The following is a 15,249-nucleotide window of genomic DNA, read 5'->3' on the forward strand; positions in this document are numbered from 1 at the left end:
AAACTAAAAGAAATAATAGATTATACAAATAGCGGAACGGGGATCATAGTGTCCAGCGTTCCGTTTTGTGTATGTAAGGAGGGTATCGATCAAGATGAGCAATCAACATCCACGTAGAGATTGTCAGCAACAGCATCATCATACTGTGCCAACACCAACTTCTGCTCAGCATTCAGGCAAATATTCACGCTTGCCATTAGCTATAGTAACGGTGATGTTGACGTTGTTATTGATCAGTGGTTGTTCTTCTACTGCACCGACTAATCAATCATCGGCTAGCGATTCTTCAACAGATAAGATCACAGAGTCACCGACAACTTCGGATGAAGTCGCTTCTCCAGATAAGACTGTAACTAAAGATCAATCCGATTCTGCGACAGCACCAACAGATAAAGACACCACACCAGCTACAGATTCTCAAGCTTCGACCGGGGCAAAAGAAGCAGATCAGCAGACAACGAACGACACACAAAAGACGGCTGATCCCAAAGAGAACATGACCGATGATGCTTCAACGAAGACAGATACCAACAAAGACCAATCATCGACTTCAACTAGCACACCATCGACCAGTAACACAAAAGAGAAATCCAGTTCGACATCTAGTGATTCAGATACTCAATCATCTCAAAAATCAACAGCAACTTCTGACAATCAGTCTAAAAGCAGTACCAAAGATACATCTACAAAGAGCACCAAAGACAACACCAAAACAACAAAAGATTCCAAACCATCGACCAGTACATCCAAACCATCTAGCAATACAGCTAAAGACTCGGGTACAACAGCAACGCCTACAACACCATCAGCACCTAAGCCACAACCTCAAGCGTCTACAGTTACACTATCGATTACAGGCGACAGTAACATACTGGGATCTACCTCTGTGCCAGTAGAAGCAGGGGAAAGTGCGCTGGATTTACTGAAGCGTATAACCCGTAGCAAAGGAATACCTATGGAGTATCAAGGGTCTAGTGGGTTCGCTTATGTAGAAGGAATCGATAATCTGTATGAATTTGACGAAGGGCCTACCAGTGGATGGATGTTCAAAGTTAATGGCAATTTTCCAAATATGAGCGCAGGCGCATACAAAGTGCAAGCGGGAGATCAGATTGACTGGTTGTATACGACCGATCTTGGAAAAGATGTAGGAGCCAAAAATTGAACAGCGGATTTCGTGCTCTGCATCCCATCACATTGTTTTTGTTTTACGGAGGATTGTTATTGAGCGGGATGTTGCTATTTCATCCTGTCTTTTTGCTGACAGGTATCATTTTGCTGATTGTATTGATTAGTATACAGAAGCATGCAGGTACTATTGTGCGGATGTTGCCTTTTTATCTGCTGATCGGTATAGCGATTGTAGTGATTAATCCATTGATTTCACACCGAGGTCGACATATTTTATTTTACTTTATGGATCAGCCGATTACGTTGGAATCCGTATTGTATGGCGTGACTATGTTGTTATCGCTTACGCTGATTCTGCTGACCAGTCTATCGTATAACTACAATGTAACGACTGATAAATTTATGTATTTGTTTGCCAAATTTGTGCCTCAAAGTGCACTGGTAGTGATGATGGCATTACGATTTGTGCCATTATTGCGCCGAAGATTAACTCAGATTACGCTGGTGCAACGTACACGTGGAATCAGCGTTCATGAAGGATCGCTCACCAAGCGTATGAGAGATGGGATGACTCTTGTCAAAGTACTGCTGGTCTGGTCACTAGAAGAAGCGCTTCAAAGTGCAGATTCGATGAAAGCACGCGGATATGGTACAACCAAGCGTACAGCGTATGTAGTCCATCGTATGGATCGCAGAGATCGCTGGTTAACCGGATGTCTATCTGTATTGATTATCGTTATTATGATCGGTAGTGCGCTTGGCTGGGGACGAGCTGTCATCTATCCGCGTATGCAGTCCATGGTATTTAGTATGCAGGATTGGATACTATACTTATGCTTTGGTCTGTATCTGCTGATTCCAGTGATTGTAGAAGGAAAGGAATGGCTATCATGGAAATACTCCAAGTAAATCAACTTTCTTTTGCTTATCCTGACGAACCACATCAGGTATTAAGTGATATTCATTTCACTGTCCATGCAGGAGATTTTGTTGTATTGTGCGGAGCGTCAGGCTGTGGCAAAACGACATTGTTACGCCAGCTCAAACCTGAATTAACGCCTGTCGGTCAAATCGGCGGCACGATCTATTATAACGGCAATATGTTAAATGAATTACCAGCACATCAGTCAGCGCAAGAGATCGGAATGGTTTTTCAAAATCCAGATAACAGTATTGTGATGGATGTAGTCTGGCATGAACTATCATTTGGGATGGAAAATCTGGGCTATTCTCTTCCAGTGATGCGCAGTCGATTAGCAGAAATTGCGCAGTTTTTTGGATTAGAGCCTTTATTATACAAGCCAATTCACGAATTATCAGGCGGGCAAAAGCAACTGCTCAATCTAGCTTCTGTATTGCTGTTACAACCGAAATTACTGTTATTGGATGAACCGACTTCACAACTTGATCCGGTAGCGGCGCGTGAATTTATTTCGATGGTCTACCGGTTGAATCGAGAATTTTCAACGACTGTTATTATTAGTGAACATCGCTTAGAAGAAGTCATTCCTTTGGCGGATCAGATGATTCTGTTGGAAAAAGGGAAGTTGAAATACAGCGGCTCTCCTCGTGAAGTGAGTGAACAGATACAGCGTCATGATCCCGATGATTTTAAATATTTGCCTTCGGTTACACAGTTATTCTGGACGATGCATAACAAGCAAATAACCGAAAAGGTACCTGCTCTATCTGCTGTTCCTTTTACAGTACGTGAAGGAAAGCAGTGGTTACAGACGTTGGATTGGGATCGCTCTTTGGCGGACACGATAGCACCATTAGCTGATTCAGCACCGCTTACGACTTCTTTTGCCAAAGAACAGATACTGCTAGAATGTCGTGAAGTCACTTTTCAATATGAAAAGAAAAGTGATGAAGTGTTGAAAAAGTTAGATTTGCAGATTATTCAGGGAGAAATGTTAGCGATTCTAGGAGGCAATGGAGCAGGTAAATCGACATTACTTCAATTGCTAGCAGGTCTACTTCAACCACGAAGAGGAACAATCAAAAAAGCCAATAAGCTAAATATCGGCTATCTCGCGCAAAATCCATTGCTGTATTTCAGTCATGACACAGTTGCTGAAGAATTATCGACAGCGGCTCAACATGCAGGTATTGCAGAACCAGAGATTGCGATTGCGAAGCTGATGAAGCAATTACAATTAGAAGGATTAGAACAGAAGCATCCGCATGATATTAGCGGTGGACAACAGCAGAAAACAGCGTTAGCGATTGTGTTACTGCTTAATCCAGATATTCTGCTATTAGACGAGCCTACCAAAGGGCTTGATCCACTTGCCAAAATCGCTTTAGCCCAGCAATTACTAGAGCTTCGTCAAGCCGGACATACGATTGTGATCGTGACTCATGATGTAGAATTTGCAGCAAGTTATAGCAGTCGTTGTGCGATGTTATTTGATGGCATGATTACTACGACAGATATACCTTCGATCTTTTTTAGCGAAAATGTATTTTATACGACAGCCGTTAATCGGGTTGTACGTGATTGGTTACCGGGTGTACTCACCGCAGAGGAGGTACTGGATGTATGGCGCGTTCCCGCCTCTGGCTGATGATTGCAGTAGGTCTAAGTATTTTAGTATTAGCATTGTCTAATGCAGTGCTGAGTGATCATTATATGTTGCTCAGTTTTGTATTGTTATTGGCGGTGATGTTGCCGTTATTTGTCCGCTTTGAACGGCGTAAGCTTGAAGCGCGTGAATTGGTTCTGCTGGCGATGTTAGCGGCGATTGCAGCAGTCAGCCGGATTCCTTTTGCCGCTTTACCCAGTGTGAAGCCTGTCTCGGCAATCGTCATTTTGTCGGCACTGGTATTTGGCTCTGAAGCAGGCTTTATTGTGGGCGCAATGGCGGCACTTGTATCGAATATCTATTTTGGACAAGGCCCGTGGACACCGTGGCAGATGTTTGCATGGGGGATGATGGGCGTGAGTGCAGGCTTACTTCGTCAGACATGGTGGATGAAAAAGCGACTTGGCTTACTTGCATTCGGGCTGATCTGGGGCTTTTTATTTGGCTGGATTATGAATCTGTGGGTTGTGATCGATCTTGCCGTTGCTTTGGAATGGAAAGCCGTGCTAGCGGTATATGTACAAAGCTTTTATTTTGATCTAGCTCATGCGTTATCTAATGTCTTTTTCCTTGCGGTTCTGGCTGGTGGATGGATCAAAGTATTAGAACGTTTTCGCAAAAAATACGGGTTACTGGATAGCGGTTAAAAACGAGAGAAGAGTGCATTTGTACTTCTTCTCTATTTTTTTGTATCTTTTGCGGATTAGGGCGAACTTATAGAGTGCATATGGTATAGTTATTCCATACGTAGTGAACATTTGCAAGCCTTGTGTCCATTGCGACTGCACCTTTGATTGTGCTATAAAGGATGTAGTTCAGATTTTTGTCTGATGATCCATTTAAAAATACATGCAGTTATATAAAAGGAGCCTTTATACATGTCCACGGAAATGAATACACACGAAATTATTAACTTGATCAAAACGAGCAAAAAGAAAACTCCAGTCAAAGTATACCTTAAAGGTGAATTGGACAGCATTACATTCCCTGAAGACGTACAGACATTTATCACTGGTAACACAGGTGTTATTTTCGGCGATTGGGCAGATATTCAAGGCGTTTTGACTGAAAATGCAAGCAAAATTGCAGACCAAGTGATCGAAAGCGATCGTCGTAACTCTGCGATTCCTTTGTTAGATATGAAAAACATCAATGCACGTATTGAGCCAGGCGCATTTATTCGTGAAATGGTATCTATCGGCGATAACGCTGTTATTATGATGGGCGCTGTTATCAATATCGGTGTTGTGATCGGTGAAGGTACAATGATCGATATGGGTGCTGTTCTAGGTGGACGTGTACAAGTCGGTAAAATGTGTCATATCGGAGCAGGTTCTGTTCTTGCAGGCGTCATTGAGCCACCTTCTGCTCAGCCTGTAACCGTTGAAGATGACGTATTGATCGGTGCTAATGTGGTTGTACTTGAAGGCGTACGTATCGGTGAAGGTGCTGTTGTAGCGGCTGGCGCTGTGGTAACGCAAGACGTACCTCCTTTCTCTGTTGTAGCAGGTACTCCAGCACGTGTAATCAAGCAAGTAGACGACAAAACAAAGTCTAAAACAGAAATTTTGCAAGATCTACGTACACTGTAATTGATAATTAGATATAACTATATATTTCGATCTGGAGACCCCGCACATGCTGGGTCTTTCTTTCATCCTTTGAGCTTAGTGTTGAGTTTGTTTTTGATGCTACTTTGGATGGTATACTGACGCTATGTAGTATAACTATTCGTATAGAATGAGAAAGAAAAAGGAGATTCAGATGACTACTTTTACTCAGATTCGCCGTGATCTTCATCGTATTCCTGAACCAGGATTTCAAGAATTCAAAACGCAACAGTATTTGCTAGATTATATCGCTACTCTTCCGCAAAACCATTTGGAGATTCGCACATGGCGCACAGGGATTCTAGTCTATATTCATGGCAGTGCACCGAAGCGCCGTTTTGGTTATCGTGCCGATATGGATGGGTTGCCAATTGTCGAGCAGACGTCTTACGATTTTCAAAGTGAACATGAAGGATATATGCACGCTTGTGGACACGATCTACATATGACGATTGGACTCGGCGTATTGACTCATTTTGCGACTCATCAAATGACCGATGATCTCGTGGTTATTTTCCAACCAGCAGAAGAAGGGCCGGGCGGAGCGAAGCCGATGTTAGCCAGTGCAGAATTAGCCGATTGGATGCCAGATCAGATGATCGGGCTTCATGTAGCACCTGAATATCCTGTCGGTACAATCGCGACACGCGCAGGAATTTTATTTGCCAATACATCCGAATTGTTTATCGATCTGATCGGTACAGGCGGACATGCCGCTTATCCGCACAAAGCAAATGATATGGTCGTTGCAGGCTGTCAGTTGGTAGGACAGTTGCAGACAATTATTGCCCGTAATATCAATCCGTTAGACTCGGCTGTTGTGACGATTGGTAAAGTCGAAGGCGGTACCAAGCAAAATATTATCGCCGAGCGTGCCCGTCTGGAAGGCACAATTCGTACACTGTCAGCCGATACGATGGTCGCTGTCAAATCTCGCATTCAAGCATTGGTCAAAGGAATCGAAGCCGGATTTGAATGTCAGGCAGAGATTGATTGGGGCTCCAATTACTTGCAAGTGTTTAACGAAGCGACTTTAACTCATGAATTTATGGATTGGTTAGGACAACGTTCTGATGTAAATCTAGTAGAATGTACAGAAGCGATGACCGGCGAAGATTTTGGTTATTTTCTGGATCACATTCCGGGATTTATGTTCTGGTTAGGTGTGGACACGCCTTATGGATTGCATCATGCAAAGCTTGAGCCGAGTGAAGATGCGATTGACGTGGCGATCACGACGATTACCGATTATTTGAACTGGAAATCAGGGCAGGATGCGGTGTAAGGTTAGCTTATAGGGTAGAGTGAAAGATAGAGGATGTGAGATAGTGGCACGTACGAAAGCTTTTGATACGACTATCGTGTTGCATCGAGCGATGAAGACGTTTGGCAGTCGGGGATATGAAGGAACGACGTTACCTGATCTGTTGCAAGAATTAGGGATTGCTCGTCAGAGTCTATATGATACGTATGGAACCAAGCGTGATCTATTTATTCTTGCGGTTAAGCACTATATGGATCATAAAACAGCAGATTTATTATCATTGTTAGAGCAATCTGGTGAAGTCTTGCCATTAATACAACAGATTTTTCAAAAGATGATTAGTGTACTGACTGATAACGAATTAGCTCAAGAATGTTTTATTATCGCAAGTGCTATAGAATATGCTCCACATGATACAGAATTACATCAATATTTGCAGGATAATAACGCACAGATTGAAGCAGGATTTTACCGTTTATTAGAACGTGCTGTAGAGCAAGGAGAATTGGGGCCAGAGGTAAATTTGACTGCGATGGCACAGTATCTAGTCCATGAACGAACAGCACTGATTTTTACGACCAAGTTGGGTGCCGATCAGGCTAAATTGAACACAATTACAGAGATCGCATTATCCGTATTATATGCAAAAACAAAAAGGCAGCATTAAGCGCTGCCTTTTGTTGTATTTACAAATAAATGTCTATGATCCTCAATATATTGGCGGAAAGATCGTGGAGGTCTATCTGTTATAATCTCGACACTATCGCTTACCTGATCTTCGATCCCTTCTACAGCAATTCGTGTATCCAAATGAGCTAGAAAACTAGCATAATCTGGTGCGATTCCAGCCTCTATCAATTGCTGTTGCAACTCTGATTCACTGGTGGCATGATACGTAATCGGTACGCCTGTGACTTCTTTAATTATAGTCGCTACTTCCTCATAAGTGAGTGATTGAGGACCTGTAATCAGATGTTCAGTATTATGAGAAGTGATATCTGTTAATGCTTTTACAGCCACAGCCGCGATGTCATTAGCATCGACAAATCCAATTTTGCCTTCGTGTGTAGCGCTAGCGATTATTCTATGTTGGTGAATCAAGTCGGCTTGCTGTGCTTCGGTAAAATTTTGCATAAAATAAGAAGGTCGTAATACTGCCCACTGCGGTACATGTTCACTGATCCAGCGATGTATATGTCCAAAAACAGGTTCATCAATATGAATAGATGCACTGGATAGTAACACAACCCGTTGGATACCTTGAGCAAGGGCAAGCTCAATAAAAGGAATAACGATAGGTTCGGGATACATCGTGACAGGAATCACCACATAGATGGCATCAATTCCCTGCAAAGCTTGTACATACGTAGACGAATCATGCCAATCAAAAAGCACATGTTCGGCGTGAGGATGTTGCAATGAAGAAGATCTTCTACCTGCTGTACGAACGTGATAACCCTCTGTCAGAAGAAGAGATGTAATACGAGAAGACGTTTTACCTTGTCCGCCAGTAACTAAAATGCGCTCAATAGATTTCATAATATACTCCTTTACGATGCTATTCAGATAGTAAATTGAAATGACATAAGATTAAGATACTTGAAGAGGATTCCAATAATCTTGATAACGGGTAATTTGTCCGTTTAAGGTAGTCACGACTGAGATATAATCTTGCTCATAAGGTAAGCCTGTAGCAACAAAAGTACCCACACCTTGAAATTGAGCAATAAAAGTAGAAGTATCCGCAGAAATATGAATCATTGGAGTAGTGAAATGAGTAAAAGCGATCATTCCTTTTAACGATTCGAGATGTTGTCGTAGAGCATCAATGCCATCCAACTGCTTGGCATATTCCTCAGGTGCATACGGGAATTGAAAAACAATATTTGAGCTAAAAAGACTAAGGAATAAATCAATATCCTCAGTTAGCATCGCTTGACTAAACGTATTCATCATCTGCATAGCCTGTTCATAATAAGCCTCAATAGATAATGTTGAAGATTCATTTATAGATTGATTTTCCATAAGGATACCTGCCTTTCGAATGAGTGAATGTAGTTAATAAATTGGCTCAAATTCAGAAACGCTACATTTACTATAATCATTCCAGACTAAATAGTCAATAATATTCGGAATGATTGGTCTGGAATTATTTTAAAAGATAAATACATCGCATGATCATAGGTTACGTTTTATTGATATACATTCGATATACAAGATTTATTTAAAAAATAAACAAAATATTCCTCTTTCCAGCATAAATATACACTACCTATCCAAACGGCATTATTTTTCACCTAACAACGTGCTTTTTAACGGTGATAGACTACCGAAATAGCAGAGGACAGTAACTTAAAAAAGCTTTGACTTGTCAAGGTTTTATCGCTTACAATACTCATTTGTTAGGGTTGGATAAAAGGGGAGTATAAATAGATGAAAAAAAGGATTATTGATATTGCTTTTATAGCACTGGGTGCATTTATTTTTGCGTTAGCAATTAACTTATTTGTAATACCGAATGAACTGGGTGAAGGTGGCGTAACCGGGGTTACGATTATCTTATTTTATGTATGGCAATTGTCACCTGGGCTGATGAACTTGGTGATTAATGCGTTTCTATTGATTATTGGATACAAATTTCTGGATAAAACGACCACGATCTATACGATTCTTGCGGTTGCATTTAACTCATTTTTCCTTCATCTGACCGCAGACTGGCGAATCGATTCTAGTGAAATTATGATTAATACGATATTCGGTGGATTGTTTACAGGTGTAGGGATCGGGCTGATTATTCGAGCAGGCGGAACAACAGCAGGAACAGTGATTCTGGCGCGGATTGCGAACAAATATCTGGATTGGAATATTAGCTATGGGTTGCTCTTCTTCGATCTGATTGTAGCGTTCTCGTCTTACTTTATTATCGGGGCACAAAGCCTGATGTTAACGATTGTGATGTTGTATATTGGTACCAAAACGATGGACTTTATTATTGAAGGATTGAATCCGAAAAAAGCTGTGATGATCATTTCCGCACAGCAAGATAAGATCGCGGAAAAGGTCATTACAGTGATGGATCGCGGAGTGACCGTATTATCCGGTCATGGATATTATACGAAGACACCGAAAGAAGTACTGTATATCGTGATTAGCAAGCAAGAAGTATCGGTACTCAAAAAGATCGTCAAAGCGGCTGATCCTAATGCCTTTATCACGATTCATGATGTACGAGATGTATTTGGCGAAGGGTTCCTTGAATTATCTAAATAATGTTCGGTGATATGCAACAAGCGATAGCCAAAAGCCAATCACAGAGCACAACTTAAAAGCCTTACCGTCTATGCAATCATAGAAGCGGTAAGGCTTTTTTTGTACTAATCGTATTCAAATTAGATCATAATAGCTGTTATTCTACAGTATCGTTCTCAGTGCTTGCTGTAGCGTGAGACGCTGATGGACTAGCTACTGAATCGGTTGTTTTGAAGCGGTGAATTTCTTGTTGTAAATTTTCTGCTAACGAAGCCAGAGCGTGAGCGGAGGCAGTGATTTCTTCCATTGCTGCTAATTGCTCTTCTGCGGAAGCCGCAATCTCATGGGTAGAAGCGGTATTTACATTGGAAATTTCACTGATCTCATGTACCGATTGAGCCACTTCTACAGCATTGCCATTCACTTCTTGCACTAACGTATTCATTTCAGTCAGGCTTGAAGAAATCTGATGTGATGATGTACGTAGCTGTTGGAACTGATCGGCTGCTTGTTGAACCGTCATCATTCCTTCGGCAACAGAACCATGAATATCGGTAAAGGTAGACAAGGAACGTCCAATCTCGTCTGTAATTTCTTTCAACAGATTCTCGATATGTTGAGAAGAAGAACGGGATTGCTCGGCTAACTTCTGCACTTCACCTGCAACGACATTGAATCCTTTGCCATGTTCGCCTGCGCGCGCTGCTTCGATTGCCGCATTAAGAGACAATAGGTTAGTCTGCTTGGCAATATCATTGATTGTTTGTAAAATAACCGAAATTTCTTCGGATTTGCGAGAAAGATTCGTCACTACTTCATTCGCTTGATGCACCGATTGATCGATATGCTGAATCTGACCTACCGTTTGTTGCATTAAGCGATCTCCACTATCTGCTAAATAATTCGATGATTCAGACAATGAAAGTAATGAGTTCGAATTGGTTTTGACCGTTTGTAACCAATTGGCGACTTGAGTTAATTGCTCTGCGCTTTGATTTACATTTTTATTTTGACGTTCATTACCGACCGAGAATTGTTCGATCGCTGTCGTAATCTGTACGGTTGCATGGCTAGTTTGTTCTGAACTTGCATTCAATTGCTCTGAAGAAGAGACAACATCACTGACAGAATCGTTAATAGAGTGGATCAATGAACTTAGCGATGCGTTCATATTGTTAAAGGTATGCGACAATCTGCCAATCTCGTCTTTGCTACGGTCTACGATATGGTGTGTTAGGTCGCCATCACTAATCGCTTCAGCTACAACGACAATATTACTTAGACGCTTGGTAATAGAGCGAGTAACCAGTGCAACCACAATACCACCTACAATAAGAGAAAGTAATAGAACAATCACCATTTTGTATAAGATAGGTTGAGTCGCTTCATTGATCTCATTTTGATAAAAGCTACCTGCAATCCGCCATCCAGTCAGATCACTGGTCGTATAGACTAATTCTTTTTGTTTATCTTGATAAAGATAGGTATAGCTACTTTTGGCATCTGGACGAGCCATCAATTCTTCGGAAGAAGCATTTTTCTGTCCAATTGCTGTAGGATGTGAAATAAAGTTGCTGTCTTTCCCTACGATAAAAGCATATCCTTCTTTACCGATTTTGACTGTTGCTGTTGTTGCTTGTAATGCTTCTAGATTAATATCTAATCCGATAACTCCGCTTTGATCTGCTGTTTGCTTAGCAATCGTAACGGTTAGCTTCTTGGTAGAAGCAGAAATGTAAGGATTCGTAATAATAGCTTTTCCAGGTGAAGTCAAAGCTTGCTTGTACCAGTCACGTTCACGAGGATCGTATCCGGCAGGATTAGGTTTGTCAGAAGAAGTAAAAAATTGACCTGTCGTATTTCCTACATACAGTGACTCTATTTTTTTGAGAGAAGTAGAATAGCTTCTAAATCCGTTCACAAGAGCATCTCTATCTGCATAATTAGCTTGAGCTACCTGACTGGCGAAATAATCAACAATATCTATATTTTGCTGCATTTCAGTATTGACGGTTGAATTCAATGTTTCGACGCTCGAAGAAGCGCTATTGATCATTTCATTACTTAGCGTTTTTTGAGCTAACCAATACGAAGTGAAGCTAGAAGTACCCAAAGCTAAAATCATCACAATAAAGAAAGAAATGATTAATTTACTGCCAATCGTTTGACATTTCAAAAATTGTTTAATATTTTTCATAACTCCACTCCTAATAATATCTGCATATTTATTCTTATACTAACATCGGCAAATATCGCTTAAAGAAATAGAGTAGAGCATGAAAATATTAAAGATTTTTCATGAAACTCAAATTTTCATTTCATATCTGTATGATAGGAGCAACGATTAGTACTAAAAAAAGTCGTTTTACATCTGATTATCTCTAATTGTAAACGCAAAAACAGGTACCTCTAGGTGCCAAAATCGCTCCAAAGATACCTGTTTTTATTTATGCTGTTTGGTGCATATTATAATTGCTGTATAAACTGTTCCAACCGATCTAATCCTCTGCTCAAAACATCTTGCGAATAAGCATAGGAAATCCGTATATATCCTTCTCCGTATTCAGAAAAAGCGTCTCCCGGAACAACCGCTAATCCTGCTTCCTCCAATAAACGTAAAGCAAATTCCATCGAACCGATATTCAAATGAGCAATCGAAGGGAACAAATAAAAAGCGCCTTCTGGCTTGGTTAACGTCAGCCCCATAGCGATTAAGCGATCATACACATAATCACGCCGTTGCTGATATTCCTGTTTCATCGGAAGCGCATCGTCGATGCCTTGTGTAAGTGCTTCAAGGGCAGCATATTGACTCACTGAACTAGCACAGGTGACATTGTATTGATGCACTTTAAGCATATGTTGAGTCAGCTCAGCAGGAGCAAAAGTAAAGCCGATCCGCCAACCTGTCATCGAATGAGACTTGGACAATCCGTTAATCACAATTGTTTGGTCACGCATACCATCGAATAAAGCAATCGACTGATGAGGGGTATCATAGATCAATTCGCTATAGATTTCATCGGAAATGACAAACACTTCGCGTTCTTGCAATAATGTAGCGATATCCTGTAACTCTGCCCGACTCATCACCCGTCCAGTAGGGTTAGAAGGATAACCTAAAATAATCGCTTTCGTACGTGTCGATAGATGCTTTTCGATCAAATCGGCAGTTAATTTGAAGTCAGTCGAGCGAGTATCTACATATACAGGAATCCCGCCGGATAAGCGAATCAACGGCTCATATCCTGGATAGATTGGCCCGGGCAAAATCACTTCATCTCCCGGTGTAATAATCGTCCGTAGCGTGATATCCAGCGCTTCACTTGCTCCGTTGGTTACGATCACTTCATCATCAGGATTGTAATCTTGCCCGTATTTTTGTCTGACAAAATGTGCTGCTGCACGTCGTAGAGCAGGTAGACCTGCATTGGGCGTATAGACTGTTTTGCCATTATTCATTGCGACTTCAGCCGCGTCAATAATATGTTGAGGTGTAGGAAAGTCAGGTTGTCCAATCGTAAGTGAGATTGCATTCGGATACTGCGCTGCTGCATTAGCAATTTTGCGAATACCGCTAATTTGAATATCTTTGACTGAAGCATTGATTAAATGTTCCATCATCCAGTTCCTTTCTTGAACAATAATATGTATATCATACTCTATCTAAATCATAGACGAAAAGGTTGCCCGCGAACAGCAAAAAGCACCTAATAGAATACTCTATTAGATGCTCTGTGAGATGATTTAATTCAAGGTATACGTATAATGAGCTGAATCGTATTGAGGGCCTGATTTTTCATACGTAAACCAGTATTCGATTTTGGTACCTGCGCTAAGTCCGGTCACACTTTGTTTCCATGTTCCCGAGCTGTTGGTCATACGGTAATTAAGCTGAGTTCCACCATTGATTTTGTAATGAACATCTACATATTTAGCAGTAGTTACAGGCTTAATATTGATACTGATCGCTGTAGCAGATGATTTGGTTACACCTGCTGTATAATCTGCGGTTGTATGATCACCTGTGCCTGTACCCGGATCAGGTGTAGGTGTTGTTGGATCAGTAGGTGTTGTCGGGTTCGTCGGATTCCCACCTGTCAGATACTGACCTGTGAACGGGTTGAAATGAGCAAGCGACAAGATCAACCAACCTGTACTGGATACACAGTTTTGTTGCGCCATCACCCAATAGCTATTACTTGTACCTTTAAGAGAATACGGAATACCGCCTAATGAAGCTCCGCTCGTTCCTTGTTTTTTGATAATTTCAGTATTAATCGCATTGGCTTTGGAGACATCGCCTCTCATATAATACGCCAGTGACATAAAGGCTGATCCTTCAAACCATACGTCTGCACCTGTATTACCGATCTGATTGCCATTGTCGTCATAAGCAGGCTTCACTTCATCGGTCCAGTCAAAATCATAACCGGTTAATGTATTGCCAGCATCATTATAAGTCAGCGTCTGTTTGTAACGAGGATTCGCCAGTGTACCCGGAACACCGTTAGCATTTTCAACATAATCTAGACTTGCTCCATAATTATGCGTACCTGTTGTACCCAGTGCTAATACGCCCCATGGATTCACATCAAGTGGAAGTTTAGGATCGATCAGATTGGTATCGTTTTTCCAACCACCGGTAAAGCGTTTGTTAGCATCGTCCCATACTTTAGTATCAAGGAAGCTTTTCACTTTAGTAGCTGCCGCATTATATTTAGCTGCTTTGGTTGAATCGACAGACGCATAATATTGCAATACCCGATAGATATCAATATTGTGCTCGGTAGAGCTCCACGGTTCATTAGAGTTGCTCCAAGCACTCCAACCGCCAGCTACGCCGCCATTCGCTTGTTGATACTGTAATGACCAATCCAGTGCTTTGAGCGCCATAGGACGGTAACGAGTATCGTTGTATTGTTTCTCATAAGCCATCGCTGCCATTGCCATCCATACAACAGGGCCTACATGTTCACGAATCTCTTCGCCTGCACCATTGTTGTACCAGTACGAATTGAGCCAGTAGCCTGTAGGATCTTGAATATCTCGCATTTTGTTAAGTACTTTTTCAGCACGACTACGCTCGCCTTTTACGATAAATGCTATCGCGGCTACCGCCTGATCATAAGTATAGACGATCTGTTTCGGATTATTAGGGCCCCAGAAATCTTCGAAACTATCTACCAATCCGTCAAAAGCCAGTCCTGCTGTAGCATCTTGTTGTGTTTCTAACCATGTTAATGCCCGGTTAGAAGCATCACTTGCCGCGTCTGCTCTCACAATGCCTGCTGATGGTAAAGTCGCACCTACAACCAGTACTGCTGTGAGCAACAAGTGAGTGAATTTCTTTTTCATCCATATTCCTCCTCAAGGATAGTAGATAAATGAAGCATAAAATACTAAA

At 41.5% G+C, this 15,249-nt stretch carries 13 protein-coding genes; 8 read left to right on the forward strand and 5 right to left on the reverse strand.

The annotated features are described in order from the left end of the window. Nucleotides 1-94 precede the first annotated feature (94 nt). From PQ460_RS01175 to PQ460_RS01205, 7 genes are all read left to right on the forward strand, one after another. Nucleotides 95-1,165, forward strand: coding sequence for a DUF4430 domain-containing protein (locus tag PQ460_RS01175; protein WP_274171490.1), 1,071 nt, complete (start codon nucleotides 95-97; stop codon nucleotides 1,163-1,165). Further along, a complete protein-coding gene (locus PQ460_RS01180) occupies nucleotides 1,162-2,040 on the forward strand; it encodes an energy-coupling factor transporter transmembrane component T (RefSeq protein ID WP_274171491.1) in 879 nt (292 codons plus the stop codon). Before PQ460_RS01175 ends, PQ460_RS01180 begins: the two co-directional genes overlap by 4 nt. Next, nucleotides 2,013-3,701 carry an ABC transporter ATP-binding protein gene (locus PQ460_RS01185; protein ID WP_274171492.1) on the forward strand — a complete coding sequence of 563 codons (1,689 nt, stop codon included), beginning with the start codon at nucleotides 2,013-2,015 and terminating at the stop codon, nucleotides 3,699-3,701. Before PQ460_RS01180 ends, PQ460_RS01185 begins: the two co-directional genes overlap by 28 nt. Continuing rightward, entirely contained in the window at nucleotides 3,677-4,366 is a 690-nt protein-coding gene (locus tag PQ460_RS01190) for an ECF transporter S component (protein ID WP_274171493.1), read from the forward strand. Before PQ460_RS01185 ends, PQ460_RS01190 begins: the two co-directional genes overlap by 25 nt. A 231-nt stretch (nucleotides 4,367-4,597) precedes the next feature. Continuing rightward, entirely contained in the window at nucleotides 4,598-5,311 is a 714-nt protein-coding gene (dapD, locus tag PQ460_RS01195; protein ID WP_204825966.1) for a 2,3,4,5-tetrahydropyridine-2,6-dicarboxylate N-acetyltransferase, read from the forward strand. Nucleotides 5,312-5,483: 172 nt separating this feature from the next. Next, complete coding sequence (locus PQ460_RS01200) at nucleotides 5,484-6,614, forward strand: N-acetyldiaminopimelate deacetylase (RefSeq protein WP_274171494.1); 1,131 nt, start codon at nucleotides 5,484-5,486, stop codon at nucleotides 6,612-6,614. Between the two features lie 43 nt (nucleotides 6,615-6,657). Further along, on the forward strand, nucleotides 6,658-7,260 hold the full coding sequence (locus PQ460_RS01205; RefSeq protein WP_274171495.1) for a TetR/AcrR family transcriptional regulator: 603 nt from the start codon (nucleotides 6,658-6,660) through the stop codon (nucleotides 7,258-7,260). Here PQ460_RS01205 and PQ460_RS01210 read toward each other — a convergent pair. Further along, on the reverse strand, nucleotides 7,257-8,132 hold the full coding sequence (locus tag PQ460_RS01210; RefSeq protein ID WP_274171496.1) for an NmrA family NAD(P)-binding protein: 876 nt from the start codon (nucleotides 8,130-8,132) through the stop codon (nucleotides 7,257-7,259). The two genes, PQ460_RS01205 and PQ460_RS01210, sit on opposite strands and share 4 nt — an antisense overlap. A 51-nt stretch (nucleotides 8,133-8,183) precedes the next feature. After that, nucleotides 8,184-8,618 (reverse strand): nuclear transport factor 2 family protein, encoded by a 435-nt coding sequence (locus tag PQ460_RS01215; protein ID WP_274171497.1) that lies wholly within the window; start codon nucleotides 8,616-8,618, stop codon nucleotides 8,184-8,186. Between the two features lie 408 nt (nucleotides 8,619-9,026). Here PQ460_RS01215 and PQ460_RS01220 point away from each other — a divergent pair, with 408 nt between their 5' ends. Beyond that, nucleotides 9,027-9,863, forward strand: a complete 837-nt coding sequence (locus PQ460_RS01220) for a YitT family protein (RefSeq protein WP_273614081.1) — start codon at nucleotides 9,027-9,029, stop codon at nucleotides 9,861-9,863. A gap of 136 nt (nucleotides 9,864-9,999) precedes the next feature. Here PQ460_RS01220 and PQ460_RS01225 read toward each other — a convergent pair whose 3' ends face one another. From PQ460_RS01225 to PQ460_RS01235, 3 genes are all read right to left on the reverse strand, one after another. Next, nucleotides 10,000-12,039, reverse strand: coding sequence for a methyl-accepting chemotaxis protein (locus tag PQ460_RS01225; RefSeq protein ID WP_274171498.1), 2,040 nt, complete (start codon nucleotides 12,037-12,039; stop codon nucleotides 10,000-10,002). A 269-nt stretch (nucleotides 12,040-12,308) separates the two neighbouring features. Continuing rightward, nucleotides 12,309-13,463 (reverse strand): aminotransferase A, encoded by a 1,155-nt coding sequence (locus tag PQ460_RS01230; RefSeq protein ID WP_274171499.1) that lies wholly within the window; start codon nucleotides 13,461-13,463, stop codon nucleotides 12,309-12,311. A 126-nt stretch (nucleotides 13,464-13,589) separates the two neighbouring features. After that, nucleotides 13,590-15,200: a prenyltransferase/squalene oxidase repeat-containing protein gene (locus PQ460_RS01235; protein WP_274171500.1), complete on the reverse strand. Its 1,611-nt coding sequence runs from the start codon at nucleotides 15,198-15,200 to the stop codon at nucleotides 13,590-13,592. Nucleotides 15,201-15,249: the final 49 nt, after the last annotated feature.

The organism is Paenibacillus sp. KACC 21273 (assembly GCF_028736095.1).
Classification (GTDB): domain Bacteria; phylum Bacillota; class Bacilli; order Paenibacillales; family Paenibacillaceae; genus Saccharibacillus; species Saccharibacillus kyungheensis.